At 41.8% G+C, this 26,953-nt stretch carries 22 protein-coding genes and 1 pseudogene; 3 read left to right on the forward strand and 20 right to left on the reverse strand.

Annotation, left to right across the window (positions count from 1 at the left end):
• Positions 1-319: 319 nt before the first annotated feature.
• From tnpA to K0I62_RS12825, 14 genes and pseudogenes are all read right to left on the reverse strand, one after another.
• A pseudogene (gene tnpA / locus K0I62_RS12760) lies at positions 320-754 on the reverse strand (IS200/IS605 family transposase).
• Between the two features lie 212 nt (positions 755-966).
• A complete protein-coding gene (locus K0I62_RS12765; protein ID WP_220068484.1) occupies positions 967-2,391 on the reverse strand; it encodes a hypothetical protein in 1,425 nt (474 codons plus the stop codon).
• Positions 2,392-3,307: 916 nt separating this feature from the next.
• A complete protein-coding gene (locus K0I62_RS12770) occupies positions 3,308-5,410 on the reverse strand; it encodes a secretin GspD/PilQ domain-containing protein (protein WP_220068485.1) in 2,103 nt (700 codons plus the stop codon).
• Positions 5,411-5,547: 137 nt separating this feature from the next.
• Positions 5,548-6,288, reverse strand: a complete 741-nt coding sequence (locus tag K0I62_RS12775) for a hypothetical protein (RefSeq protein WP_220068486.1) — start codon at positions 6,286-6,288, stop codon at positions 5,548-5,550.
• Positions 6,288-6,854, reverse strand: a complete 567-nt coding sequence (locus K0I62_RS12780) for a hypothetical protein (protein ID WP_220068487.1) — start codon at positions 6,852-6,854, stop codon at positions 6,288-6,290. Before K0I62_RS12780 ends, K0I62_RS12775 begins: the two co-directional genes overlap by 1 nt.
• Positions 6,854-8,092 carry a hypothetical protein gene (locus K0I62_RS12785; RefSeq protein WP_220068488.1) on the reverse strand — a complete coding sequence of 413 codons (1,239 nt, stop codon included), beginning with the start codon at positions 8,090-8,092 and terminating at the stop codon, positions 6,854-6,856. The genes K0I62_RS12780 and K0I62_RS12785 overlap by 1 nt, the downstream gene beginning before the upstream one ends.
• Positions 8,093-8,457: 365 nt before the next feature.
• Positions 8,458-9,288 (reverse strand): type II secretion system protein GspK, encoded by an 831-nt coding sequence (locus K0I62_RS12790; RefSeq protein WP_220068489.1) that lies wholly within the window; start codon positions 9,286-9,288, stop codon positions 8,458-8,460.
• 74 nt (positions 9,289-9,362) lie between these two features.
• Positions 9,363-10,049 (reverse strand): type II secretion system protein, encoded by a 687-nt coding sequence (locus tag K0I62_RS12795; protein WP_220068490.1) that lies wholly within the window; start codon positions 10,047-10,049, stop codon positions 9,363-9,365.
• A complete protein-coding gene (locus K0I62_RS12800) occupies positions 10,046-10,480 on the reverse strand; it encodes a type IV pilus modification PilV family protein (RefSeq protein WP_258404997.1) in 435 nt (144 codons plus the stop codon). Before K0I62_RS12800 ends, K0I62_RS12795 begins: the two co-directional genes overlap by 4 nt.
• A complete protein-coding gene (locus tag K0I62_RS12805) occupies positions 10,473-11,111 on the reverse strand; it encodes a prepilin-type N-terminal cleavage/methylation domain-containing protein (protein ID WP_220068492.1) in 639 nt (212 codons plus the stop codon). Before K0I62_RS12805 ends, K0I62_RS12800 begins: the two co-directional genes overlap by 8 nt.
• On the reverse strand, positions 11,112-12,308 hold the full coding sequence (locus K0I62_RS12810) for a type II secretion system F family protein (RefSeq protein ID WP_220068493.1): 1,197 nt from the start codon (positions 12,306-12,308) through the stop codon (positions 11,112-11,114).
• On the reverse strand, positions 12,308-13,975 hold the full coding sequence (locus tag K0I62_RS12815; protein ID WP_220068494.1) for a GspE/PulE family protein: 1,668 nt from the start codon (positions 13,973-13,975) through the stop codon (positions 12,308-12,310). The genes K0I62_RS12810 and K0I62_RS12815 overlap by 1 nt, the downstream gene beginning before the upstream one ends.
• Positions 13,972-14,388 carry a type II secretion system major pseudopilin GspG gene (gene gspG / locus K0I62_RS12820; RefSeq protein ID WP_220068495.1) on the reverse strand — a complete coding sequence of 139 codons (417 nt, stop codon included), beginning with the start codon at positions 14,386-14,388 and terminating at the stop codon, positions 13,972-13,974. The genes K0I62_RS12815 and gspG overlap by 4 nt, the downstream gene beginning before the upstream one ends.
• A 104-nt stretch (positions 14,389-14,492) precedes the next feature.
• Complete coding sequence (locus K0I62_RS12825) at positions 14,493-17,264, reverse strand: SLBB domain-containing protein (protein WP_220068496.1); 2,772 nt, start codon at positions 17,262-17,264, stop codon at positions 14,493-14,495.
• A 719-nt stretch (positions 17,265-17,983) separates the two neighbouring features.
• On the opposite strand from K0I62_RS12825, the gene K0I62_RS12830 reads away from it, so the two are divergent.
• Positions 17,984-19,453 (forward strand): peptide MFS transporter, encoded by a 1,470-nt coding sequence (locus tag K0I62_RS12830; RefSeq protein WP_220068497.1) that lies wholly within the window; start codon positions 17,984-17,986, stop codon positions 19,451-19,453.
• A gap of 93 nt (positions 19,454-19,546) precedes the next feature.
• On the opposite strand, the gene K0I62_RS12835 is transcribed toward K0I62_RS12830, so the two are convergent.
• Both K0I62_RS12835 and K0I62_RS12840 read right to left on the reverse strand, forming a co-directional pair.
• Positions 19,547-20,650: a response regulator gene (locus tag K0I62_RS12835; protein ID WP_220068498.1), complete on the reverse strand. Its 1,104-nt coding sequence runs from the start codon at positions 20,648-20,650 to the stop codon at positions 19,547-19,549.
• Positions 20,651-20,777: 127 nt separating this feature from the next.
• Positions 20,778-21,563: an MlaA family lipoprotein gene (locus K0I62_RS12840; RefSeq protein ID WP_220068499.1), complete on the reverse strand. Its 786-nt coding sequence runs from the start codon at positions 21,561-21,563 to the stop codon at positions 20,778-20,780.
• A gap of 186 nt (positions 21,564-21,749) precedes the next feature.
• Between K0I62_RS12840 and K0I62_RS12845 the strand changes: the two genes are divergently transcribed.
• Both K0I62_RS12845 and K0I62_RS12850 read left to right on the forward strand, forming a co-directional pair.
• Entirely contained in the window at positions 21,750-23,726 is a 1,977-nt protein-coding gene (locus K0I62_RS12845) for a hypothetical protein (protein ID WP_220068500.1), read from the forward strand.
• Between the two features lie 44 nt (positions 23,727-23,770).
• Positions 23,771-24,082, forward strand: coding sequence for an EscU/YscU/HrcU family type III secretion system export apparatus switch protein (locus tag K0I62_RS12850; protein WP_220071379.1), 312 nt, complete (start codon positions 23,771-23,773; stop codon positions 24,080-24,082).
• Between the two features lie 34 nt (positions 24,083-24,116).
• Here K0I62_RS12850 and K0I62_RS12855 read toward each other — a convergent pair whose 3' ends face one another.
• The 4 genes from K0I62_RS12855 to K0I62_RS12870 all read right to left on the reverse strand — a co-directional run bounded on the left by K0I62_RS12855 (position 24,117) and on the right by K0I62_RS12870 (position 26,941).
• The gene (locus tag K0I62_RS12855; RefSeq protein WP_220071380.1) at positions 24,117-24,518 is read right to left on the reverse strand and encodes a DUF2802 domain-containing protein; all 402 of its coding nucleotides are present in this window, start codon (positions 24,516-24,518) and stop codon (positions 24,117-24,119) included.
• Between the two features lie 117 nt (positions 24,519-24,635).
• Entirely contained in the window at positions 24,636-25,130 is a 495-nt protein-coding gene (locus K0I62_RS12860) for a chemotaxis protein CheW (RefSeq protein WP_220068501.1), read from the reverse strand.
• Positions 25,131-25,137: 7 nt separating this feature from the next.
• A complete protein-coding gene (locus K0I62_RS12865; protein ID WP_220068502.1) occupies positions 25,138-26,166 on the reverse strand; it encodes a chemotaxis protein CheW in 1,029 nt (342 codons plus the stop codon).
• Complete coding sequence (locus tag K0I62_RS12870) at positions 26,150-26,941, reverse strand: ParA family protein (RefSeq protein ID WP_220068503.1); 792 nt, start codon at positions 26,939-26,941, stop codon at positions 26,150-26,152. Before K0I62_RS12870 ends, K0I62_RS12865 begins: the two co-directional genes overlap by 17 nt.
• Positions 26,942-26,953: the final 12 nt, after the last annotated feature.

Consider the following 26,953-nt stretch of genomic DNA (forward strand, 5'->3'; position numbering starts at 1 on the left):
CAAGTATTAAAGATCAACAGAACATCAAATGGCAGCAAAGACGCATGATAACGGCTTTCAACACAAATTTAAAGCAAAGGAAATGGTACTAATCGAGGTTTTGCTACATAGATGAGCATTGCAACAACTCGAACCAAAAAACTAAACAAAACTCAGCTAAATAACCGACCTAACCGAGTGAGCAGGTTGCAATTTTACAACAGATAGAACCTTGAGTACAAAACATATCATTCACTAAGCATCAGTTTAAAATATGCCCAAGTAAAAAATCCACCTTCTGAAGAAGGAGGCTTTGTGTTAACCCTCAAAGGGCCTTTGTTTAGTTCAACGCCAATTCTCTCTGTTCTTGACGCTCTTGTTTCTCTTGCAGCCTTACGTATCGGCGAATTATTTCTTCATTGATACCAACGCTATCAACAAAATAACCCCTTTGCCAAAAATGATTTCCCCATAGCTTGTTCTTCCTTAAATATGGGAATTTGCTAAATAGTTTCAAGGCTATCTTACCTTTCAAAGCTCCCATCAAATTTGATATTGATAATTTTGGCTACACCTTAACCACCAGATGTACATGGTCAACTTGTACATTCAATTCAATTACTGCACACCCAAGTTGATTACAGTAAACCTATATGCACCGATAGACTTCTTTACCCACATTATTTTTTAGTATTCGAAAGCGATACTTTGGTGTCCATACGATGTGATATTGACATCTCCAACATACGAGGAAAGCTTAGTTATATCTACTCATGTTATTTGCCCTCTTTGACTTCGCTAAAAATCAAGAGTGCATTTAGCATGGGTAGAGATTCGGGCAAAGCCCCTATGGATGATAACCATCTACTGAAGTAGGTGGTTTAGGGCTGAAAATAAAAAACGAGCCCTAAGGCTCGTTTTTTTTAAGATGTACTTCACAGATAATTTGGTTTCAGCAATACGCTGACTCCTAAATTAAAAGTAAAATTACTTCTTGTACTGGTCAGACATAACGTTTACGCGGCTCTCACCTTGACGGTAGTATGGAGCAAGAGTGATGTCTTCTGCATCTGCGTCAAGTACGAAAGTAACGCTTAGCTTCTTCTTACCAGCAGTACTACCATCAGTTGCAAGACCGAAAGCAGCTTGAATATCGGCTTCAGAAACCTTAGTCACTGCGCCTTTCTTAGCTACTTTTGTTAGCGCTACTGGTCCGTAAGCTACGCCATTTTGGTCAAAACCTTCAAGTTGAATTGCGGCATCAGTATTACCAGCATTAGCAATTTCAACATTTGGTGTTAGGCCAAGACCTACTGGTAGGTATGGAACGTTAACAACAGAAGCGTCAAGCTTAAACATTCCAAAATCAGCACCGTTTACATACTTATACTCTAGGTTAGTTGGAGCAGCTGTATAAGTAACAACACGATCAACAGTATAAGTAGTCAAAGGAATATCTTTGCTTGCTGTTGGTGTAAGGTAGATACTGAATTTAGCTTGATCACCACCAGTAACGGCAGCATAAGTTAAGCCTGATGTGTCAAAAACTACTGTATCTGAACATGCTGGAACAGCAGCGGCGTCAGAACATGCAAAAGCAGCAGCAGCAACATCAACAGTTTCTAAATTACCACTAGCACAAGAAGCAACACCAGTAGCACTAAAGCTTACCGCAGAGTTGTCATCACAAGAATATAGCGACGCTTTAGTTAGATCTGCTAGATCTTTCTTAGCAGTAAGAACTAGAGTTTCTGTAGCAACGGTAGCTTTAACTGTTGCTGTTGGACGAGTAGACGTTACTTCAGCAACAAGATTGCCTTTAGTTGTAACGTACGTATCGCGGTTAAGACGGTTAACATAACCATCAAATACTGCTGATACTGACGCAACTTCCTGATCGGTAGAAGTAGTAAGCGCTACAGAGTTTTGACCAGTAGTATCTTTAGCATCGCCAGAGAAACCATCTTCTGCAGAGTAAACAAGCTGGCCAGCAGTAGGCAAGTAAGCTGGTGCTGCACCTGCTAACTGAACAACTGTCTTAGAGTTGTTTAAAACTGGGCTACCAGTTGCTACAACTAGCTCAATCTTAGGCCCAATTTTCTTTACTGTATCTTCAGCAACGAGTACTGGCGACTCAAAAGTACCAACACCAGCACCAGTATCAACTGTAATATCAGCGACAAGAGGCAGCGTAGTACCGAATGGGAAACTTAGAGTAACTTTGTCACCAGCAGATAGCTCTTCACGGTTGTAAAAAGTGATGTCAGCGTTGAATGCAGTACCAGCAACTTTAGCTGCAGATGCTTCGTTAGTAATATCTAACGTTTGGCTGATAGCTACATCAGCAGCATTTGCACCGAAAGACAATGCTACAGCAGCAGCAAGGATTGAGGCATTAAATACCTTTTTCATATTTCAAAATCTCCAATTTCATGAAATTGGAACAAGCAGCAATAATCATTCCTGATTTTGACAACTTTTGTTCCGTTTTTTTTACAACTTTCTTGAGAAAGTTAAATTAATCATTTTTAAGCCTAACCATAAAATGGTTAACGCTTTAAACGAATGTGTAAAGTTAAGCTAGAAGCACTAGAAACCCCTAGCGCACATTTACTTTAACTTTCCGAACTCTAGTTTTATGTATTCAATATGATAAGTCAACTGCAGAATGGGGCTAATTAGCTTACAAATTAACAAAAATGCCAAGTCGATTAACCTAAACCCGAAAAACTGCTCAAGATTCACCCAATCTAATCATTATTATTAATTTTCAACAGGATTAAATATCTCGATTCAGTTCCAAAAACACTTAAAACAACGTCAAATAACCGTCACTCAAGTATTTATGACGCGCTAAATCAAACGCCATTTAACCAACCGATTTCAACACTAACGGTGTTAATGTTAGCTATCGGCTTCAACATCCACTTCGCGTATCCTTAAAGCAACAACAATGTCTTCGCTAACCTAGTTTTAGCATAAGATAAATGTTACCTAAAAACCCCTAGACATCGATATAAATGGCACATTATAAAGCACAAAACTTTATTCATTCGAATACAAAATCAGGCACTATTATAGTGCCTAAACTCTATTAAAACAGCTGCAAAGGTATAGCGACCACAAGTAAAAAGCAAGCGATTAACTTGTCAGTTTTGGTAAATAAAAACCAAATGCTTAGTTTTCAACCAAGCTGAAAAAATGAAATAAACTTGCCTCAAAAAAGAATATACTTTTGTAACACTCCCCCCTTGATATAACACTTACACAAAACAAGCCATAACTCATTGTCAACCTTAGTAATGCCACTGTTCACACCTTGCAGCGATTATAGTTCTATAAACTTTAACCCTTGGGTTAGGCTACGCTTAATCTCCTCCCACTCATCGGTACGAGTTACCACCCTCGGCGTGACCATGATCACCAGCTCAGTTCTTACCTTATTCTGCGTAGTAGTGCCAAATAGCGGGCCAATCAGAGGTAATCGGCTTACCCAAGGTAATCCAGCCTGATTATCTGATGAGTTCTCGCTAATTAAACCGCCCAAGATCACGGTTTGGCCACTTTCAGCGACAACTTCAGTATCAATACTACGCTCAAAAATTTGCGGATTCCCCTCAACATCAGCGCCACCATCAACTTGATTAGAATTGCTCTGCTGTATGGTCATAATCACCACCCCCTGAGCATTAATGGTAGGCGTTACCGTAACATCAATACCCGTTTTACGGTACTCAACCGACTTTGTTACCCCGTTTGTGGGATCGGTTGTGGTTTTACCTACAACTGGAATATCAGTGCCCACTTGGATGCTTGCAGCGACCCCATCACGCACTAATAAACTGGGCTTTGAAAGTACATTAACCCATTTGTTACTTTCAAACGCCTGAGCATCGATTTTATTGCCGCCACTGGCCCAGCTAAACGCACTTCCTCCAATACCAGACGCACCATGATTGTTACTAAAACTAAATTTACCCGAACTAAACGCCATATCAACACCGAATTTAAACTCATCGGTAAGGGTTACCTCTGCAATAGATACCTCTAGGAGCACCTGTTTTGGCATTACATCCAGACGTGCCACCAGAGGTAGAATAGCCTGATATTCTGGGCCCGATGAGTAGAATATGAGTGCATTTGAACGTTCATCAATCACCATATTGATATCTTCATTGCTAACACTTGTACTGCCATTTGGCGCACGATTCTCTATCGCCGCGGCCTTATCATCCGACGATTTTTCCGCCTTCTGCGTCGAAGCACTACGGCCTGAGATCAGCGCAGAGACACTCTGTCCTAAATCAGCAGCTCTGGCAAACTTCGGGGTATAGACAAAATACTTCTTATCATTTCCCTTACTGGGTCTATCCAGTTGCTTGGCCCAAAACTCGACTCGCTCGATAAAATCGGCCTCACTGGAAAACACCGCAACGGCACCTAACTGGCTAATAGGCACAAATGATAAACGGTTATCGTTACTCTTTTCCGGCCCCATGAGACCTTCATTTTGCAAAATTTCAGTGATCGATGAAATAAAGCTATCTGTATCTATATACATGAGCTTTAGAAAACCGATATTACGACTACGACTACCCGGCGAGTCCAAAAGTGCTAACAGTTCAAGTGAACGGGTAACCTGCTCACGTTCTCCAGTTAAAAAAAGCACCCCTTGAGACGGATCGGCCGATGTTTTAACTCCTGTGATTTCTCTTAGAGTACGCAGTGAATTACTATTGAGTAAAAACCTTAATGGGACTATCTGCTGAACATTTAGTGCGTTAGGCACAGAATCTACCGTTCGGCCGTAACCTACAGCCGTGGCCTGCCCGCCATTTTTCTCAATCTTGTGAATATAGATAACGTCATTCTGTCGTTTGATGCCTATGCCACGTTCTAACAAGAGTTGCTCAGTTAAGCTATAAAACTTTTGCGGGCTGATCTTGTTTTGAACATTCAAAGTGACAGCACTTGGCTCATCGGTTAAGTTCTGCCCTAAAACATAACTTCTCTGTAATAGTTCACCGAAGCTGTAATGTAAGAAATCCACCAGAGGCATCTTATCGGCTGCAATAGTCAGGCTGGGCTTAGCAGAGAAGCTATCGGCTATGGCGTCATCATTACTGAAGCCCACCTGAGATTTAAACAACGACGGCACTCTTGTAAGAGAGGTTTCAGATTCAGGCTTAAGTACGCCATCCTCTTCAGTATTCACCCCTTGCCCAGTTTGGCTATCTCTTACACTGGTATTTAAAAGGTAAGAGGTGTCTAGTTTCTTATGATTTCGTTCACTTTGACTCTCTAAGCTGGCACAGCCATTGAGGAAAAGGATACTGATACAGACAGCAGCCCCCACCCTTAGTTGGCGCGGGATTTGCTTTTCAGGTAATGCTCGCAGCGTCATTAAGTCGTCTCGCTTTTGTGACATCATTAAATTATCCAATCCAAAATATGTTTATATCTGTTTATTTATGTACCGCAATCATTTAGAACAGTTGCCAAAAACTCATTTAAACAATGACGTAGAATTGCAAGCTCAAAACTAAACATTTATCAGCCGCTTAAAATTTAGCCATTTTCGTCAATAAGTTGTTGGTCATCTTGATTGTTAATCATTTGAGGTACAAACAACTCCAGCCAGAGGCGACGTCCGTTATCGACCAGAACTAAACGACGGCTATCGATCGATTCTACCCGATAGGGCCCCAGATTATCACCTTTAGACAGACTGATGTTTGTTTTACGTATCAGTGGCGACACGTTTTCGCCGTCCTGTGCTGAAACTTCGCTATCGTTTTCTTTTACTGTCGAAATGCTATCCACTGGCTGTTGGGTGTAAGATACACTCAAGGCAGCCCTAGACTCTCCCGGCTTATCATTCTCGGTTCGGTATTCCCCAGCACTAACGATTCCGCTGAGTCGATATATTGCGTCATCGATATATAGCTTACTCAACAGACCTGACTGTTGGTTTTGCTCTGCCAGCGACATGCTGTCGATAACTTCTTCTGTCGATTCATCTTCTTTATCGGCTTCAACGACCTCGGGCAAATCGAACTGATTATACAAAGCAATTATCTCACTTTCACTTTCGCTGCTCTGTTTCAGTTGAATCTCAACAGGTAACTCAGGTAACAGATCCGATTCAGCAAATTGCTCATCTGACTGATTAAAAAAATAATCAATAACGAGCAGTGCAAACAAAAGTATCAGACTAACGCCGACCCATTTTAGCTTTTCGACAAAAGTAGCATTACCGCCCCCCTTTCCCGAGAGGCTACCAAATAAACTATTCAAAGAGATAGCCATCAAGATTCCTCCTTTGAAAGGAGCTTAACAGCAAGCTTTAACGACACAGACCCATTAACACTACCGAGTCTATCTGAAGTTTGACCGCGGATAGTCAACCGATTAGAGTCCAAACTAACATTAGCGAAATCTTCATTTTGTTGCAGCTCTTGCAGTAAATTAAGGTATTGCTTAAGAGAGCCTGAAAATCGAATATCCAATAACAAGGTCTGAATATCGTCAGTTTTCAGGCCATCACGCCATGATGAGTTATTTAGCTCGATGCTATGACGTTTGAACAGGCTCTCCAATTTCGATTGTGCTGTCAGTTTATAACTGGTAATGCTAGCCGTTTGAGCAAAAGAGGACTCGACTTTCTTAAGGCGCGCAGCCATAAGTGTTTTTCTGGTCAGCATCTCATCTTTAAGCGCCAACAGAGCTCGGGTTTTATTCAGGTTCGACTGAGTTTGCTGCTGTTGCTGCCAGTTTTCCTGTTTACTTACCCATAAAGGCACCCAAGCAAATTTTATCAACACTAACACAGCGACTAAGATAAGATAACGCTTATATTTTATTAGCTCCTGCATTATGGGGTCTCCAAAAGAGGCTTATCTTTTTCTCGGTCGATCATCTTGACACTTTCAATGGCATCTTCAACAGGCAGAGAAAGCTTGTTCGCCGACAGTTCAAACTGAACCGTTGCCGCGTCCATATTGCTCTGACGCCTGACCGAACCAACAAATTTAGCATTGGTTACACCACCTTGCTTTATGAGTAATTGCAACGCCCGAGAGGCTGAGTCGGCAGTAAAACGTAAGGTGACAGTTTGCTGTTGTTGAGTGACATCACTAAAGATCACTCCCAACTCATACATAGGTGCAAGTACCTTCCACACATTAAGCAGTTGAGTACTTTGCGGGCTGTTTTCGCCCAACCTACCATAACGGCCAATCATCTCATTGATTTCCTGATACTGATTCAGCACCAAGTTGGCTTCTTTGGTGGCAACTCGCAGCTCTTGTTTAGCGCTGTCGGCCTTATATTCCGACACCTGAACGGCTAGCACTAAATAGAGGGTGATAATCACAATCCCCGGCAAAGCAGCGAGACGAAACAATGCAGCCGTGCTCGCATCGAACGTGAGTGCTGACCTATTAACAAGGCCTGTTAGCGGCAGTTGATAGAGGTGTTTCAGCTGAGTTTTGAGCGATAATATATGCTCTTCAGCCGACAGATTGACTTGATACTGAGCTGTCACACCTTGTGACAGAGCAAACTGTTCGAGAGTTTGTATCATCCCTCCTTGCGTTGCCGATACTATACCGGCAACGCTGTTAGAGACGAATACGGTATTGCGCGGATCTACGGTTTGATAGCTTAACAGCCTGTCAGGTGAAAGCTCATTACCCAACAGGCTGGTTTCGGGAACCAGTAACCAAGCCTTTAAGCCTCTTGTTAATTCATTGAGGTAGTAATAGGTGACTGGTGTTTTACCGTTCACGGTTGATCCGACAATGAATAGCACTTGTGAAGGGCTACCTTGTACCTGCAACTTGACCAGCTTCAGCACATCAGATTTTTTAACAATCGGATACCATTGGAGCTGCTCGCGGTAACAGTTACGACTCAATATCGCAACTTTTGATTTAATCTGACGGCCATTGACCGAAGTTATAACGTCCTCTTTAGCCTCCCATTCAGAACTTTTATTGGTGCTAGTTTCGATGACTTTAAATGAAACAACGGCATCATGCTTAGCATGGGTTTCAGTTTGATTGAAACGGTAAATATGCCTATCGACATAGATAACCTGGTTCAAAACCATTTTTTTGATCTTATTAATTACTTTAAGGCTAGCACTTGGCATCATTCATTCTTTAATCTGGTTTTTTAACATCCATACGAACTGCTTAGGTTACCTTTATGTTCGCTTGTCGATTGGAAATTTATCGCATCGATAATAGCGCGCATCATATCAGTAAGTGGCGATGTATTAAAACAAAATGAAGTTATGCCCAGCTTAAATACCGCCTACATCTCATTTTATAGCCACGCTCTCGGTACTAAACACTATTTATCGACATAAAAAGTAGTGCTCTTGACTTAAGCTTCTAAACAAAGGAGAAAGTCATATCGTCAATCACTGAGAAATCAAATATACACCTGTAATTTTATGCACTTCATTCCAGCTTACTGAAACCATACCACCGGGAACCTATTTTCGGGACGAAGGTAAGCAATAAAGCGCTTTTTTGCTACCGAGGCACCAACGGAGGCCGTCAATTCAATTTGAAGGCGCATACCTGGCGCAAATGTAATGCTATCTCCCTCCTGAATCTGAGTCAGCTCCGAAAAACGTTGGCGGGTTAACTTTCCTTCTTTACGCAGCTTTTCGACCTCCATGCATATTTCAGGAGATAACTCAGCCTGTAACAGAGGCAATGGCGCCGTCATAGGATTAAACAGTACATTTTGCAATCTAGTAACAAGGGGCGAGAGTCGCCGATAAAGCTTATCGTCGATGCCATCAATATTTTTTAACTCACCAACACTTAGCAGGTGGTCTCCCCTTACAACGTTTCCTTTTATGGTTGTAAATTGATTACTTTCATAGCCCTGCCAATACTGCAAATTTGACGAGATAATTTGAGCCTCCTGAGGTTGCTTCCCAAGGAATAGAAGCAACTTCTTTAATTTGTCTGAATTACTCACACCATAAACCGACAGTAAACCATTAACATCCTGAATCGACACAGTTGCCCCGTCTGAAACAGTGAATGGCTTGCCATAAAAGTTCCATAATCGGCCAATTTCATCTTCTTGCTGCAACGCGCGGTCAACATCATTCTTAGAGAGAGTCAGCAAAGTAAACAGTAACCGACTTTCCAAGTTACGTAGTTTTATCTCGGCCTGTATCTTGTTCTGCAGATCGGTGGCAATCGTTACCTGCTGGCGACTTGATAGGGTAAACTGCAGCGCCATCATAGATAGGATTGCACTAAGCAACAGAACCTGAATCAAGGCTACGCCTCGCTGAGCAGAATTAAACCTTATCGACGGCATTTTAATGGTTAACAGCTATAAAAATGAATAACTTAAGCATCTTCACGTTTCTCTCTGGTATAGAGCATTTGATAACCATTATCGTTAAGCAGTGGAAATATAATGGGTTCATTACTCCCCCATGTTATATTAATCGCATAGGGCAACATTCCCGTTTTTTCGCCAAAATACTCCCTCATCCACTTCGGACTCATCGGTTCTCCCTCAAAAAATGCAGCCCGTTGTTTTTGATCTTCCCAACCATAGAAGTTAAAGCGGATATCATCGTCAGTGAGTAATATTTGACTGTAATTACCTTTAGGCAGTGAAGTTAAACGTAATAACGGGGAAAGTTCAAATGGCGCCTCTTCATACCTGAGTTGCTGCTTTCCGTCCGCTAAAACAGTTACACTTAGCCTGATCAAGGCTCGATCATTGGTATTAAAAACCGGATTATTGGTCACAAACATCAGGTACTTGTCATTGCCCCTGAAAAAATAGACTGACTCATCTTTGTCGTTTTTTACTATATAGTTGGAAATGCCATTCAGCGCTTTTTGTAGTAGCACCAAATTTTTAGCATTAGCGACTTCTTGGGTAAAATGTCCCATATCCTTTTGCCAGCGTTCGCTAAAGGTTGAGAAACTTAAACTACCTATAAACATTACGATGCTCAGTACAAGCATTGCGATCAGGATCTCTATCAAGGTAAAACCCGCGGATTTTTCTCGCCTTATCATTGTGTCCCCCAGGTTAACTCTTCAAACTCAAAGGTCTGACTATAGTCTTGCTTTTTCACCGCGATCTTGACCTGCCAAAGGTAAAACTTATTGTCAAATGATACCATTTCGCCGTCTGAACCAAATCGCGACGGTGGTGCCCCTTTTTTGATAACGTGGGCACGCCACTGAAACTCAAAACCGTTGAGTATTCCTTCATCGTCTATCGGCTTATCTGTTTTTTCCATCTTAAGCCTGAAACGAATAGTATCCAATAGTAGAGGGGTAATACCCAGCAACTCTGCCGACCGCGTAGCTTTGCTGCTCGCAATGGTGGCACTGCGATAGGTTTGGCTGACAACCCCGATCACAGCAAACAGGATAGTAGCCGCGATCAACACCTCGATTAAGGTAAAGCCATTTTGAGAGTTATTCATTACGGGCTTATTCATCTTCATCATGAGCCCCGGTTAACAGATTTGAAATATTGAGTGATACCTCATTTCCGCGATAGTGATAACTAAATATCTCGGCGTCTATGTAACCATGACGATTGATTTTAAGTCTTTGAGGATCGAAGAACAGGTGGTCAAATAACAGAGCAGGCATCGCGTCGTCACTGTTTTTCTGACTATAAAGACTGTCATCATAGTTGAGGTAATCATTCAGGTTATTAAATTGTGGAGCCTTTTTAGTCCCTACGACAGAGTCATAACTCTCACCATAACCGCTACCATCGCCGATGCCGTAATCTGCACTCCCCCCTTGAGTCCTAACGACTACCTGCTGATTATACAGTGGCGTACCGGGCAACAAGGTTCTATAAACTGCTTTGCCGTCAAACCTTAGTAATATGGGGCTATCGCTGGTGAAGGCACTAAAACTCTGCTTTTGTAACCAACGCTGTAAGAATAACTGCTCGTTCCGGGCTTTAGCGCTGTCGACCTGTTTTATAGTAAAAGGGCCTACTAATGCAATGGCAACCCCAAGTAATACGATAACGACTAAAAGCTCAATCAGGGTCACCCCAGATTGAGCTTTTAATGAAGATCGACCAGCTGTTTTTTTGATGGTTCTCAGCATTTAAAACCCGTCGTTGACCGACATGATACTAAGTAGCATCACCACGACCACAGAGCCAACTATGCCTCCCATGATCAGGATCATCAGAGGTTCAAGCAGGCTGGTTACACGACTGGTCCAGCTGCCGAAATCGTTACGACTTCGATTGGCTATCTCTTCAAAAACGGGCGTTAACTGCCCACTCTCTTCACCTACCTCTAACAGAGAAATAAAGAAATCGGGATAGATTGGGCTAGCGCTTAAGGCTTCTGTCAGACTGATACCGCGCTTGACTTTAGACTTAGCAGAGAGCAGACCTTCACGCAAATACCTATTTTTGACCGTACCAGAGGCAAGTTCAATAGCCTTGTCAAGTTGTACCCCAGCATCGAGCATCAGCGCCATGCTAGTATTAAAACGAATACGTTCAATTTGATTTATTGCTGATTTAAACAATGGCAGTTTAATTAAGGTTTCATCAAACTGGTCAGTAATAATGCCTTTTTGGAGTAATACCTTAACGGCAATCCCAGCAACAACAATACCGCCGAACAGAAACCATTGGTACTCCTGCATCCATTGACTGGCCTCAAGCAAAAACAAGGTGTAAACGGGTAGGTTATCGTTGCCCTCAAACAAGCCCCCCATCTGCGGCACAATAAAGTTAAACACAAATACGATAGCCAAAATACAGACCATCAGAATGACACTCGGGTAAGTGAGCGCCTGTATGATCTTACTTTTTAGCTCTTTGCGAAAAATCAGATCCTGCGCTAACCCAGCAAAAACCTTACTGAGTTCGCCACTGGCTTCGCCCATTTTTACCAAATTGACGTATAAATTATCAAAATCTGAGTGATGAGATAGCGCATCGGCCAGTGATTCACCACGCTTCACCGATTGAGAAAGCTCACCCAGTAGCTTACCAGACGGGGTATTTGCCTTGCCTTTGCTGAGAATGTGTAAACTTTTATCGATCTTCACGCCGCTACGTAACAGTAACGACAGCTCAGATGTAATAAACTCGAGTTCATCCAAACTGAGCTTTTCTGAGCGGAACAGTGTCAGCGATGCCTGAGTGCTTTTTTCTTTAATCGAAACGAGATGTAAGCCTTCATCAGCCAGTAATTTTTTAGCGTTTTCCAGCGTATTACTGGTCAGCTCACTATTAACAGCCGCACCAGTACTGTCGTATGCCTTATACTCAAATAACGCCATTATCCTGCAACCCGAATCACTTCTTCAATCGTTGTTTGGCCATTTATCGCCTTAATAAAGCCATCTTGCATCAGAGTTCGGCCGCCTCGTTCAAGGTTTAAACGAACCGCATGACTTGGAAAGTTCTCATCTTTAGGTAAGGCTTTAATGGCCTCATCACACCTGAGGTACTCGATGATACCGACACGACCACGGTAACCAGTATTTGAGCAGTGTTCACACCCTACAGCCTTATGTAATTTGATATCGGTGCCATAGGCATCGGCTAAAGGTTGCAAACCATATTTGGCTATACTCTGTTGTTGATTATCATCAGGCTGACTACAGTGACTGCATAACTTTCTCACCAGACGTTGAGCAATAATCGAGACAATTGCTGCATTAAGCAGATACTCTTCAGCCCCAAGATCAAGCAAACGAGTGTAGGCACTAGATGCATCATTGGTATGCACTGTTGAAAACACTAAGTGCCCTGTAAGTGCCGACTGCATTGCAATTTGAGCAGTCTCTTTATCTCGAATCTCACCCAACATGATCACATCGGGATCTTGACGAACAATACTGCGCAAACCTGCTGAGAAGTCAAATCCAATACTGGATTGAATTTGTACCTGATTTATCCCTTCTAACTGATACTCGACAGGGTCTTCGAGAGTAATAATTTTAACTTTTTCATCATTAATAGCATTCAAAAAAGTATAAAGACTGGTGGTTTTTCCTGAACCGGTAGGGCCTGTAAGTAAAATTACGCCTGCCGTTTTCTGAATATCTTCCCTGATATATTTTTCAATGTCTTTTGAAAGCCCCAACATCTCCATGCTATAGCTTATTGCATCTTGCCTCAAAAAACGCATCACTATACTTTCGCCATCATGTAATGGCAGCACAGAGACACGAATATCAAGGTCTTCGTTCGAAATTTTCATCGCTATTTTACCATCTTGAGGACGGCGTTTTTCGGCAATATCCATCCCAGATAGAATCTTTAAACGAGACGCAACAGGAAGACGCATTCTTGGTGGTATCCAATCGGCTTCTTTTAACACACCATCAATTCTGAACCTTACTCGGTAGCGATTTCCGATTGGTTCAAGGTGCATATCTGAGGCTCTCGCCTTTAAAGCTCGTGATATCAAAGAGTTGAGCAAGTTAACTGTGGGCGCTTCACCAGCGAGTTCTCTAAGCCGATCCTCTTCAACATCCGATAGTTCTTCACCAATTGGAAGGTTATCTGTATCGGTTTGTAAATATTGCTGCTTTAATGCTTGTATCTGTTCCTCGGAGGCAACCCGTAATTCTATCGTCAGCTGTTGTTGACTAATATACTGATTAGCCTCGGCAGAGAGTGGATCACAAGCAATAACGAGGACCTTTTGATCCTCATTGAGTTTTTCTAAAGCGATCCAATCAAATCCGATAAGGTACTTATTGATATCAATCTGTTTAATTTTATTAATATCAATCGTCTGATATTGTTCACGGCTAAGAAGAGTAAGCCCCAAAATTTTAGCGTAATATTGAGGCAACATATCTTCCGACAGGGAGCCCATATTAATTAAGATATGTTCAAGACGTCCAGCATATTTCTTTTGAAAAATTGCAGCTTTGTCGAGATCAGATTGCGATACCTGAAACTCTTTCAGCAACAACGAATTAACATTTATCATTGATAAATAACATCCGCATTTTCACCTTCACCGCCCGCTACGCCATCTTTACCGTATGACTTCATACTGTAAGGCTGACCATTTTCACCAGGTACGGTGTAAATATATGGATTATTCCAAGGATCTAACGGGACATCTTTTGGCAGATAAGGACCATCCCATTGAGGCTTAGTAGAGCTTCTAAGCTCATTCAAGGTAGACGGATAATCCCCCATATCAAGACGATAAGTATCTAGTGCTGTAGAGATCATTTCCATTTGAACTTGAGCCGTTTTAGTTTTAGTTGAACCAACTTTCGAAAACATCGTTGGAGCAACTAAGGACATTAACAAACCGAGAATTACAATCACAATAAGTAGTTCGATAAGAGTAAAGCCATTTTCTCTCTTACAATTTAAAGATATATTCTGCATGTGTGTCATGAACCTTCTACTGCTTAAGTTAAAAACGAAAGCGAACTTCTAAACTTCTAAGTTCGCTTTTCAATATAATTATTAATGTATTACAACTACCATTTCTATTTGATATTCGAGATTGAAGCAAATGCGACCGCTGTATTATAAATGATACTGGTCACTTGGGTCCAAAGAGTCAGGCTATCTTTGTATTCGGTATCCAACGGCACAATAATGGTGTCTCCAGGTTGTAGCTGATCTCCATTACTAAACCACATTGAACGACTGGGCAACATGACCGAGCCATTCGCTTTGACGATATAAGTTCTACCATCATCAGCACGTTCTCTGACACCACCTGACATATTTAGATACTGATCAAGTGTTAAACCCTTTTTATATCGATGCGTCGCTGCGTGCTGAACCTCTCCCATTACTGCAATAGTTTGCTTGGTTGATGGTACATAAAGTACATCAGCATCTTCTAATTGTATATCCGCTTCGTCTATACCAATCGATATAGCCGAAAGGTCTACAACCAAACGCCCTACAGCCTCGATGTTTTCGAGATCGGTTAGCATCATTTGGGCATCGGCATAATTGACAACATCACCGTCTTTCGATACACCACGAGTAGCAATATCTCTGCGTAGCTGATCAGCTAATTTTTTAATTTCAAGTTGCTCTTGAAGTCGAACCGACTCACGAACAAATACTGCAGAAGGAAGATAAGCAAAACTAGTAAAACCACCAGCTCTTTCTACAACGTCTTTAAGGGTTTCTCCGCGTCGAATGTTATAGACCCCAGGGAAAAGCACCTCACCACGGATTTCGACTGACTTATTTTCTTGCCATTCAGGCGTTGTCATTACAGTAATAATATCCCGTTCTTTTAAAGGCAGATTGGCACTTGACTCACCATTTAAAGCTTCCAAAAGTTCAATATTTTGATGTGCTATAGTCGAGCCATCAGCAGCAGTAACAGTACGTGTCAGTTCTGCTCTAGCAGTATAGGCCCCCTCTTTAAGACCACCAGCGGCTTTGATTGCGTCAGCAATCTTGGCATTAACCGCAAGAGGATAGATTCCTTCATGAAAAACCTGCCCCTTAATTGCAACTATCGGCACCCCCTCACCAGAACGACTTTGATGGTTTAGTCTCATTATTATGGGGTAAAGTAGCTCACTACGGTTCATTAATCCACTGAGTTGAAGGAGCTCAGGATCTTCAAATAGGTTCGCCATCATCCTATTAACTTCACCTTTTACCGCTAACGCATCATCATCATCATCAACTTGTTCATTATTAACAACCACACCACCAAGTTGGCTGCGATTGCGTAATTTTTGATTTTCTAACTGAGAGAAACCAACCTTAAATAGATCTTTTGAAAGTGAATCATCACCAACCAGTTGAACCACTTTTTCAACTCTTTCTCTAACGAGTTTATTAAGTTCGAAGCGATTTTGAGCATCATCACTAAAATTAAATATGATGACTATGTCTCGAGGGTTTAGCTCTAAGTTCTGATTATCTGATTTATCAATTATCGCGCTGGATGGTGCAAATTGATGAACCTCGATATCACCATGCTTATTAAGTTCTCTGATAATAATCGCATAGTCGAGATCTGCTGACGGCTGAAGATCACCCCAGATAGATGGAAGTAAATCACTTATTTTTTGCCCTTGATACCATTGATATTTACCTGGACGAATAACAGCACCAGCTACTGTTATGGCATCTTCGTATTGAGATGTCGCAGTTTTCACTTTGATAACATCGCCAGCTTTGGCCTCCGTGGACATACCTTTTTCACTTGTTAAATCCACATTTTTTATGGTTTTCAAGCCTTGCTTATTGTAACGTTCGATACTGCTGCTTCTCGGATAGGCGCCACTTTTAAGACCACCGGCCATGGAAATAACGCTCCCTATGGACTCTGTACCTTTAAGCTCATAGATAGCCGGGCGTCGAACTTCACCATCTACAGATACCAGACCACCAACCGAGGGAATAAACACAACATCACCAGAGCGCAACCGCATGTCGTTCGAAGCATCACCGCGCATCAACAGATCATAAAGGTCTAATGTCCCTATAAGCTTACCTTTACGTTTTAATTGAATGTTTCTTAACGATCCAATTTCAGCAATACCTCCTGCGACAAACAGTGCTTGGGTTATTGTAGAAAGACTGGATACAGTATATGACCCAGGCTTATACGCATCACCAGCAACAAAAATCCGTATAGAACGAAGCTCACCCATAGTGATACTAGATTCAACACCTATCATCTGCTGCTTAATGCGCGCAGAGATTGTTTTGCGTAGGTCTTCAAACTTCAAACCTAATACAGATATGGGTCCCAACTCAGGGAATTGAATATTGCCATCACGGCCGATAACCAAGTCATACTCTTTATTCTCTTTACCATAAAGCTGTACCTTGATATTGTCACCAGGGCCCACCAGATACTCACCAGGTACAGGAATATCCGATACGGGAGCGAAAGTAGTAGGCTCACCTTCAAACAGGTCATATCCATATGGCTGTAATTTTTTTGTATCTTTATCTTTTTGATCTTTAAGGAATTGAGCAACCTCTTCTACAACGAGCTGCTGTTCTTTTAACTCTTTAGCTTTTTCATCCTCCACTTCTCTTGGATTTATAATTGGCTGATCATCAAATCCATTCTGAGAGGTTTGTGGACTAGAGGTAAGCATTGCAGGATCAAGTCCATATTGTTTCGCTACACGCTGTTGTTCAGCCTTGGGTAGCTTCTTGAATTGCTCTATCATCTGCGGTGAGGGAGTGACTGCATGCGCCACTCCACTTATCAAACATAAAATACTCATGCTAACGATGATTAGTTTCTTCACTTTTTGCAACACCACAACTCTCCGATAATCGTACTTACAACCAGTTCCTTTGGGTAAGGACTCAGGCTAAAATTGGGGTGAATCCCGAATTGAGGATATCACCTTAATATTTCCCAAAAAATCGATGAAACTATTACCAACTTTGAAGCCTCAAAACTGAAACCATCAAAATTAATAACTAAAAATTCGGGGTGATTATACGCCTTTAATGGCTTCAGTACAGTATAAGAACCATTCAAACAACCCTAATTACGCAGTGTTAACAAAATACACTTAAATTGACAGCATCCAAAACCCCAACAAAACATATACAAACTAACCTAGCGATTGAGTAGGAGTTAAACGCCATAAGCCTCAATCATGACATAGGGCAACTTATCTAAGGTTCAGCTGAACTTATTAGTAAGATAGATTTTTAGCAATAGCGAATATATTAAATTTGCAACCCCTCCTGTGTTCAAATCCTCGCCACTTGGACCAATCAAATTGACTTTTGTCTTATTAAAAGGGTATATAAGGTGGGTTTAAAACAATTTTACACCCTAAATATTAAAATATAACAAAAATCTACAACAATTAAGCCACCTCGAAACTTAGATTTTTACAAATAAAATCAATCAGTTAAAAGCATCAGGCTTTTTTGTCGTTAAGATATGGTAATACTCGCAACAACAAATTTTTCTACATATATTTTTATGTAGGCAATCACAAGCTGAAGGTGGAAGACTTACATGAGCGTAGCTAAACCCCAAGGTACGATGCTCGGGCATCCTAAGGGATTATTCCTGTTATTTACAACAGAATTATGGGAACGATTCAGTTATTACGCAATGCGTGCGATTTTGGTTTTATATCTGGTCGACGCTGTTCAATCGCAAGGTGGTCATGGATTGGGTTGGACCCAAGCCGATGCACTTTCGCTCTACGGAACATTTACAGGCCTTGTTTACTTAACCCCGCTCATCGGTGGTTGGTTAGCTGATACCTATTTAGGCCAGCGTAAGGCCATTGTTATTGGTGGCGCATTAATGGCCGCAGGCCAATTCATTCTTGGTACCCCTCATGCGTGGGTTCAAGGTATGGAAACGGAAGTGTTCTATGTCGGTTTAGGCGTACTTATTTTAGGTAACGGTTTATTTAAGCCTAATATCTCTACCATGGTGGGCGATCTGTATGAAGAAGGCGATCATCGACGTGATGGTGCATTCACTATCTTCTACATGGGTATCAACGTTGGTGCATTCCTATCGGGTATTATCGTAGGCTCTGTCGTTGCCTATTTTGACGGTAACTTCCAAGCTGGTTTCCTATGTGCTGGTATTGGTATGGTATTGTCATTAATCATTCAATTTGTATTCGCACAAAAGTTACTTGGTGATATTGGCCGCGTACCAGCAGCGCAACTTGAGAAAGAAAAAGCGGCCGAGCGTGGTGAAATTCGTAAAGAGCCACTGACCAAAGTAGAGCGTGATCGCATTAAAGTTATCATGATCATGGGTTTGTTCACGATCATTTTCTGGGCAGGCTTCGAGCAAGCTGGCGGCTTGATGAACTTATTCACTAATGACTTCACCGACCGAATGATCGGTTCATGGGAAGTACCAACAACTTGGTTCCAGTCATTGAACGCTATGTTCATCGTTATTTTTGCACCGGTAGTGGCTTCAATCTGGATCCGCTTAGGTAAAAATGAACCGAACTCACCGGTTAAATTCGCTTTAGGTCTTATCCTACTGGGTATTGGTTTCCTATTCATGATTGGTGCTGTACTTGAAATGGGCGGTGACGCTAGTGCTAAATCAAGCATGTGGTGGTTAGTCGGTGCCTACTTCTTCCATACTATGGGTGAACTCTGCCTATCGCCTATCGGGCTGTCTATGGTGACCAAACTGGCTCCACTGCGTATCGCATCTTTGATGATGGGTGCATGGTTCCTATTCGTTGCCGCTGCTAACAAAATTGGTGGTGTTGTAGGTTCATTCATCGGCCACGGTGGTGCTAAGGAAGAGCAACTTGCAAACGCTATGTCTATCTTCGCTGGTATTGCGATTACTGCTGCACTTTCTGGTGTCATTCTTTATTTCATGTCAGACAAGCTAGTCGACTGGATGCATGGTGCTGAAGACGGTCACCATACCGAAGAAGAAGCTCTGGAAGAAGAGATCGCGATTACTGCAGAGCATGAAGCGATTAAAAGATAAGTTGCTAGATTTGTAGAATGAAAAACGCCTCACTATTTGTAGTGAGGCGTTTTTATTTATGCAGTTTATGTCTCAGCGCCTGCAGTCTTGTCGCTAAAAACTCATTTGTACATAACCACCTGGCGCAATCGTCGTTTGATATGTGAGGCCGAGAAACTCATTGCAGAGCAACATCTCTTTATGCTCAGGAATACTAGAGATAATACACAGGCTTTCTCCAGGCATTAAATTTCTAAATTGAGTGCTAGGTTGTCCCCACTCTAAAACCCCAATCTGGAGCGAATCAGGCATTGCTAGCGGTAATAATCCCTCTTCATTACGGATGTAACAACGAAGTCCTTTGCCCGCTTGTGCAATAGACGCTCTAAAGTGACTGAGTTCTAGCACCACATAGACAATATCCACATAGATATTTAAACCTGATTTACTCATACGCTCATTAAGATAACTAAGCATGTTGAATGGTTCTATAACGGTTTGCGTATTGCTATTTCTAAACAATTTAAGCTTCTGATTAACAAAGCTTTTAAGCAGAACACTTGCAAATGCGCAACGATTATCTTGTGGATGAAAATGCGCCATATACATTATTAAGTATTGATCGCCGACACTAGCGCTATCAATAAAATAAGCACTAACATCATCATTTTTGAAAAGGCTGTAGTCGATCTTAGCTTTGGGATAGTCTATTTCTGATGGCGGGAAAAGCTGTTGTTGCACGCTCTTGGCTGCTTCGGCATTTTGCTCTAACAACGCAAGATGTTCCTCGAGCTCTTGATATGAGAGTTCTTCAAGATCGTCGAGTTGAACATCTTGCTGATGTGCGCCACCTAAACACTGATGAATTGCATTTTCGATTAGACAAAGGTCATTGACAGGCTTAACTAAATAGTCACACGCCCCCACCCGAAGAGCCTCAACGACATCAGCCATCACTTGATTGCCTGAAACGACAATACACAGCGTGCTAGGTTTACGCTTAATCATCTGTTTAAGCATGTCCAAACCACCTAAGATTGGCATACTTAAATCGGCGAGAACGATATCGAAATCACGCTGGCAAAATCGCTCCAGCCCTTGTTGGCCATCATCGGCTTCAACGACAGTAGCACCTCTACTCGATAAAAATGCCGCAACAACGCTGCGAAAGACCGGATCGTCTTCGACCAACAATATCACTAGATCTTCTAACGCCATTAAGCTTCCTCATACTTTGCTCGTGAGGCAAAGTAAACTAATCTAGTATATCCCTATACGATTGTAAGCAATATCAATTGCCACGCCGTTCGTTCAAAGTTGATCAAATCATGCATCACCTTTAAAACTAATCAAGCTCTTTCATATACTCATCAAGCAGTTCGTCATCATCAGTCGATACAGGCACATCACCATCATAAACTTTATAATCAAGATACTGGATATAGGCTTCCTTTACGAAAGTGTAGGGGTCTAAGGCATTATCGACAAGCCGCTCTTGATCGATAGCAGAGGCACGTTTATGCAAATTTTTCAGCCCCCATTTAGCTAAAGACTGCCAGATGGTTAAATCTGACAATGGAAAATATAGACTATCAATCCAATCAGATGCTAACTCTCTGGTAACATAAGGTCCAAGAAACGGCGCCATAAAATAGGGACCATTAGGAACACCGTAATAACCTAAGACCTCATTGAATTGATCTTGTTTTCGTGACAATCCAATCATATCTGCAACATCAATGACGCCCAAAAGACCAATAGTAGTATTGATGGTAAACCGACCGCCAGCATTTGCTGCCCATCCCCACTTGCCTTGTAAAGCGTTATTGACAAGAGAACTAGGTTCGTCAAAGTTCAAGACAAAGTTACTAACCCCAGTCTTCACGGGACGAGGTAGATAGTCATTATAGCTATGGGCTACTGGCCGATAAATATACCTATCCATAAACTGATAGTTAAAATCCCACATAGCTCGGTTAAAGCCTTCGATTGGGTCTCGGGGATCATTATAAACAATGCTAACTTCTTTAGTACTGCTATCCTTAGCAATTTCATCGCCTTGTTCTACTGTTTGAGCCGCAATCGGCGCCCCTATGATAAGTAGACTTAACGCAATCCATTTAAACTTCATATAGCTTTAGTTCCTAATTAATATCACCGCAGTTAAAGTCAGAAGCATTTAATGACGATATAGGTGATACTAGACTACACAGTTTGATTTTCATTTTGAGACCGACAAGGATACTCGTCATATTCGCGAGGTCAAATTGAAATTTGTAAAATGTATTAATCAACCCCATTTAAATGGAGTCACGTTGTGAGTGAACAAAACCTAAACATCACCCAAGGATCGGCTCCCGCAGGGCATTCATTTCAGCTGTCTCAAACTCCACAACCAGATAAACTAATCCCTGTTAATATTCAATTTACAGAGCTTAAAGATTCAATCGTTCTAAACAAACAGACACTGACAATCGATTATCAACAAGCTTCAGATCGCCAACTGTTAAAAGCGTCCGCCGATCAGCCTTCATCAACGGTGCAACTTGCGACACAGTCCATTACAGCAGACGAACTTAAAGGACTATTGCAAGTGATCGGCACGACAAAAACCGTAGACTTACCCAGAACTTTGCTGGCCTACATAAAAGGCAATAATATTTCGATGGCTCAGCTAATCAATTTAGCAGAGAGAGTACAAGGCTATCCAATTGGTGAAGCAAAAATCATTAATAATTTGGTGTCCATACCACCATCAATACAATTTAGACTGCCTCAGGGACAAGTACTCGATGGAAGCTACTCAGCAAGCTTAATGAGTATAAAGGGAGACTTACAGTTAGCATTAACACCAAGATTAGCTCAGATACCTATTACACTTACCGGTGAGCAAGGCCAGCTAGAAAGAGTCATCAGTAACGATGGTATTGCAACATCATTAACACAGAAAATGTCGCTCGTAAGCGGATACGGACAGCTGCTTCATAACCTTGGTAAATACTCGCTCACACAGCAGCAACTAGCCACTCTAGCTAAACCTTTAGAGGCACCGACAGCTTTCACGTTACAAACGCCTCAAAACCTAATACCAAAACAGTTTCTTGGTTTAAATTCGCAACGGCTGCAAACCAGCCTTACTGACACAATCATATCTGATCCGATAATTAAGCAACTCAGCAATAGAATGGTGCTTTCTGTGCCAACTGAATCTCCCCCTTCAGTGGCGCAAGGTCGACAGGCTTATAGGCCTGAAACATCTCAAATTGCAGGGTTGTCGCAAACTCTGTTGTTTAAAATGATAAATAATATCAATACGCAAGCCTTATCAACGCCTATTACTGCGGCATTGACAACGTCCTTAGTAACAAAGATCGGCTTGCAGCAGATAAATATGCCAACGGACACAAGCCAGTCATTATCAAACAAACTAACACTGGGAAGTGCAGATGTAAGTGCGAGTGACACTAAAGCGATGCATCGAGGCCTCAATCAAGCACTAAATCTTATTGCTGATAAAAGCCTGCCAAATGCAGATAGCGGCCAACTGATAAGTAAACGGTCACTACTCTCATTACTCCAGCAAATTCAACCTTTGGCTTTTCCTAGGCCACTGGGAGAATTGGCTACGCCAACTGTATTGCAACAGGAACTCGTCGATAGTATTGCAGCGTCAATCGTGTCATCCTCCTTGCCAAAATTAGCAACGAGCAGCCACAGTAGTACGATAGGTATCTTATTTCAGCTCCTTTTAGGTCGGCAACATCAACAGTCTAATACTAATCAGTTAAATCAGTATCTAAATCAGTTACAACAAAAGTTAGGGATGCGTTCGCCCCTATTGAATCTATTAGATAAGGCTAACACTGGTGATGTAATGGGCAAGTTAATTTCCGGTCTTACGCTTTACCAACAAGCGAGCAGTGACACAACCCAAGCCACTAACTGGTATTTCACCCTCCCCTATATGTTGGATAGTCGACAAGAAGAGCTAGAGGGCCACTTCGAACAGAACAAAGAAGCAGACGCCAAAAACCAGCATTGGCGTTTACAGCTCAAATTTAATTTAACCCTCGGTGCCATCTTAATTAATGCCGAAGTAAACAAAAATAGACTCAAACTTGGATTTACTTCTGATAGTGACAAGCTATTGTCTCAAGTGAGCAATAAACTCACGCCACTTTCTCAGAAAATTTCCGCTATCGGCCTTGTTACTGACAATATTGTCACCCATAAAGCAAAAGTGCCAGGAAGCTTACTACCTGGTGAGCATTACCTTGTTAAAATTAAAGCATAATAAAGCGATAGGATAAGCTAATGTCAAATGACCAATATTCAAAAATGGACTCAGAAGGTAAGAAACCGAAGCAGGCAGCGGCGCTGCGTTATAATGACAGTTCGGCACCAACGATCACGGCAAAAGGAGAGGATTTAATTGCAGAGGAGATCATCGCCTTAGCCAAAGAGGCTGGGATCTATATCCATCAAGATACAAATTTGAGCAACTTTTTACAGAAGCTAGAGATCGGCGAAGAGATCCCGAAAGAACTCTATCTATTGATCGCCGAACTTATCGCATTTGCCTACATGTTAGATGGCAAGTTCCCAGAAAGATGGGATAACATGCATAAAAAGATTATGGAAGAGGTCTAATCCTTGTAAACCCTAAATACAACGACTTAGTATCCTAAGCTTTACGATGTAGTCTAAGTAGTAGTTCAGCTTCCGCTTTCGGCAATTCACACTCTTTAACTAACTCATCAACACCGGCACCTAACTCGACCATTTTCATTGCTCTTGAGTAAAGTCGTGCTTGAGGATCTTGCTGGCTAGTCTCATCGATACGCGCATCTTGTTTTACCACACGTTTTTCTAGTTCCAACATTCGACGACCAACACCGATAGTACCAGTTCGAAGCTCCTGAAGTTCACGCTTAACGACTTCACGTTGGCGATCGCTCTCCTTAACGAGCAGTGTTAATGCGTCGACCTTGGTCCTTAATTTACTTATCTGCTTTTGTTGATATAACACAAGCCCCAAACAGGCAATAACGTACAACAATGCCGCGATCAACATTTCATCGCCAATCATAGACTTCCCTACTCTATTTAAACAACAAAACTCACTAGAAATATCACAATTAAAAAGCCATCGGTAAATACCGACGGCTTTTAAACACAGCAATCATACGCAAATCACTGCAAACTATATCTGAGATAATTCCATCCACTCTTCATCAGATAGTAATTTATCTAAATCAACCAGAATCAGTAATTCATTGTCACGGTTGCTAACACCTTGAATAAATTTAGCACTTTCTTCCGTGCCTACGTTTGGTGCATTGTCAATCTCAGAACCGCGCAGATAAACGACCTCTGCAACACTATCCACGAGAATACCAATCACCTGCTTTTCAGCTTCAATAATCACTATTCGTGTAGAATCATCAACATCAGAAGATGCTAAACCAAAACGAGAACGTGTATCAATTACTGTAACAACATTACCCCGTAGGTTGATGATCCCTAAAACATAATGGGGTGCACCTGGTACTGGAGCGATTTCGGTATAACGTAGAACCTCCTGAACCTGCATTACATTAATGCCATAGGTTTCATTATCTAAACGAAACGTTACCCATTGCAACACTTCATCGTCTTTACTCGCAGCTACTGCCGCAACGTTTTTTGCATCTGCCATAAAAACCTCAGTCAATAGAGTCCTGACTACCTAATCCTAAATTTAATAACTCGATCAATGCTTGCACGTGAAGTATGCCGCACATCTGTTGTTTTACCACCCCAGCGAGCCAAGGACGTTTTCCCGCTTTGGTGCGCCAGTTAACCTCTGATTTTACAATTTTTACTGAATTAACCAAGGATTCACAAGCCAATCCCCAATTACTATCCTCTAACAATACAATATATTGGTAATCAACGGATTGCGCCAGTTTATCGTCATATTTTTCAGGCATTACCCAAGCACAAGTATCGACAATGTTAAGTTGTGAATCTCTATGAGTCTGAACACCATGATACCAAGCAGGCCGACCCATAATGTGATTAACGCGCTCTAACTTTACAATTCCACCTAAATTCACCAACGGCACTGCCAATGTCAAGCCAGCAACCTTGAAAAACAACACCTGAAACTCTTCATCTAATGTATCAATAAGCCCCTCGGTCACACCAGGTGGCGTTGCACCTGTTTGCGTTTGAAGCTTAACATCAGTTTTTAACTCAGAATGATCGATATCTTGACTATCAACTTTAATACTAGCTGAAGTTTTAATCTTTTCATTAATTTGAACATCGGCAACAGCTTGTTTTGTTGTTGAAATCACAACTTTTTCGTCAGAAACCGACGTTACCCTCGCAGCGCTGTCAATAATCTCTTTGGTTTCAACTACCGTCTTGGACTCAATGGTTAAGGGCGCGGCTTCGGTAACCGGTGCTAAAAGCTGTTCTAACGCACTCTTATTAAGTTGATGCTCTACTTGATGCTTCGCCAGTGGCGGTAAATTTACGGTTGATTTAACCGTCGGTTGCATTTGCGTCTTTGGCGCTTCATCGACGGCAAACCGACTCTCGCCACCATCAACTTGTATATTTACAGCATTTGATGATAATCGATCCGATTGAGTGGCTGTCGCTACGCGCTTTTCATCTTCAGCAACTGGCTCAGATAACAACAACGCGAAATAATCAAAAACCGCTTCATCAACTGAGTTTGACATGAGCAAACTCCTTGGAAAGCAAGTAATCTAATAACCGATCATAAGCTTTGACGCCCCGAGTATTACCCGCATAATGCGACGCAGGTAAATGAGCTAAACTCGCATCTCTAAATTTTGTGTCGACAGGGATAACATCGGGCCACAAAACATCACCATAATCTTCGCTTAATTGAGTCAGTGCCGAAGGTGACGCTTTTGTTCTTCTATCATACATAGTAGGAATAATCGTATAACTGTATGTCGTATTTTTTGAACGCCCCATTAACGTCATGGTCTTGACCATTCGATCCAACCCCTTAATGGCTAAAAACTCTGTTTGCACAGGCACTATGATATGCTGACTGGCTGCTAATGCATTAACCATTAACACCCCAAGCACAGGAGGACAGTCAATGAGAGCAATATCATAATCGGCTTCTAATAGGGAGAGTAGTTTCTTCAAGATCAAGCCCATCCCACCTTGGTGACCAAGGGAGCGATCTAAGGTCGCCAATGCCATTGTTGCAGGAAGCAGATCAATCCCCTCAACTTTTGTCGGCACTATATGAGTTAATACAGTATCGCGAGTAAATGATTTATGGCTTAAAAAAAGGTCGTAAAGGGAAACAGGAACTTCTTCTGAATCGATCCCAAGGTAATAACCTAACGATGCATGAGGATCGGTATCAATCATTAATACACGCTTACCTCGTTTGGCGAGAGCCCCGGCCAAACTTGCAACCGTCGTGGTTTTGCCTACGCCACCTTTTTGGTTTGCTATGGTCCAGATCTTCAACAAAAACCCCTT

The organism is Shewanella psychrotolerans (assembly GCF_019457595.1).
Lineage (GTDB): Bacteria > Pseudomonadota > Gammaproteobacteria > Enterobacterales > Shewanellaceae > Shewanella > Shewanella psychrotolerans.

Bases quoted from the DNA above. Each gene is read 5' to 3' on its own strand.
- K0I62_RS12810 (WP_220068493.1), bottom strand. From the start codon at position 12,308: ATGGCGTTATTTGAGTATAAGGCATACGACAGTACTGGTGCGGCTGTT.
- K0I62_RS12850 (WP_220071379.1), top strand. From the start codon at position 23,771: ATGGACTCAGAAGGTAAGAAACCGAAGCAGGCAGCGGCGCTGCGTTAT.
- K0I62_RS12765 (WP_220068484.1), bottom strand. From the start codon at position 2,391: ATGAAAAAGGTATTTAATGCCTCAATCCTTGCTGCTGCTGTAGCATTG.
- K0I62_RS12840 (WP_220068499.1), bottom strand. From the start codon at position 21,563: ATGAAGTTTAAATGGATTGCGTTAAGTCTACTTATCATAGGGGCGCCG.
- K0I62_RS12775 (WP_220068486.1), bottom strand. From the start codon at position 6,288: ATGGCTATCTCTTTGAATAGTTTATTTGGTAGCCTCTCGGGAAAGGGG.
- K0I62_RS12795 (WP_220068490.1), bottom strand. From the start codon at position 10,049: ATGATAAGGCGAGAAAAATCCGCGGGTTTTACCTTGATAGAGATCCTG.
- K0I62_RS12830 (WP_220068497.1), top strand. From the start codon at position 17,984: ATGAGCGTAGCTAAACCCCAAGGTACGATGCTCGGGCATCCTAAGGGA.
- K0I62_RS12865 (WP_220068502.1), bottom strand. From the start codon at position 26,166: ATGTCAAACTCAGTTGATGAAGCGGTTTTTGATTATTTCGCGTTGTTG.
- K0I62_RS12815 (WP_220068494.1), bottom strand. From the start codon at position 13,975: ATGATAAATGTTAATTCGTTGTTGCTGAAAGAGTTTCAGGTATCGCAA.
- K0I62_RS12805 (WP_220068492.1), bottom strand. From the start codon at position 11,111: ATGCTGAGAACCATCAAAAAAACAGCTGGTCGATCTTCATTAAAAGCT.
- K0I62_RS12860 (WP_220068501.1), bottom strand. From the start codon at position 25,130: ATGGCAGATGCAAAAAACGTTGCGGCAGTAGCTGCGAGTAAAGACGAT.
- K0I62_RS12835 (WP_220068498.1), bottom strand. From the start codon at position 20,650: ATGGCGTTAGAAGATCTAGTGATATTGTTGGTCGAAGACGATCCGGTC.
- K0I62_RS12780 (WP_220068487.1), bottom strand. From the start codon at position 6,854: ATGCAGGAGCTAATAAAATATAAGCGTTATCTTATCTTAGTCGCTGTG.
- K0I62_RS12770 (WP_220068485.1), bottom strand. From the start codon at position 5,410: ATGATGTCACAAAAGCGAGACGACTTAATGACGCTGCGAGCATTACCT.
- K0I62_RS12800 (WP_258404997.1), bottom strand. From the start codon at position 10,480: ATGAATAAGCCCGTAATGAATAACTCTCAAAATGGCTTTACCTTAATC.
- gspG (WP_220068495.1), bottom strand. From the start codon at position 14,388: ATGCAGAATATATCTTTAAATTGTAAGAGAGAAAATGGCTTTACTCTT.
- K0I62_RS12785 (WP_220068488.1), bottom strand. From the start codon at position 8,092: ATGGTTTTGAACCAGGTTATCTATGTCGATAGGCATATTTACCGTTTC.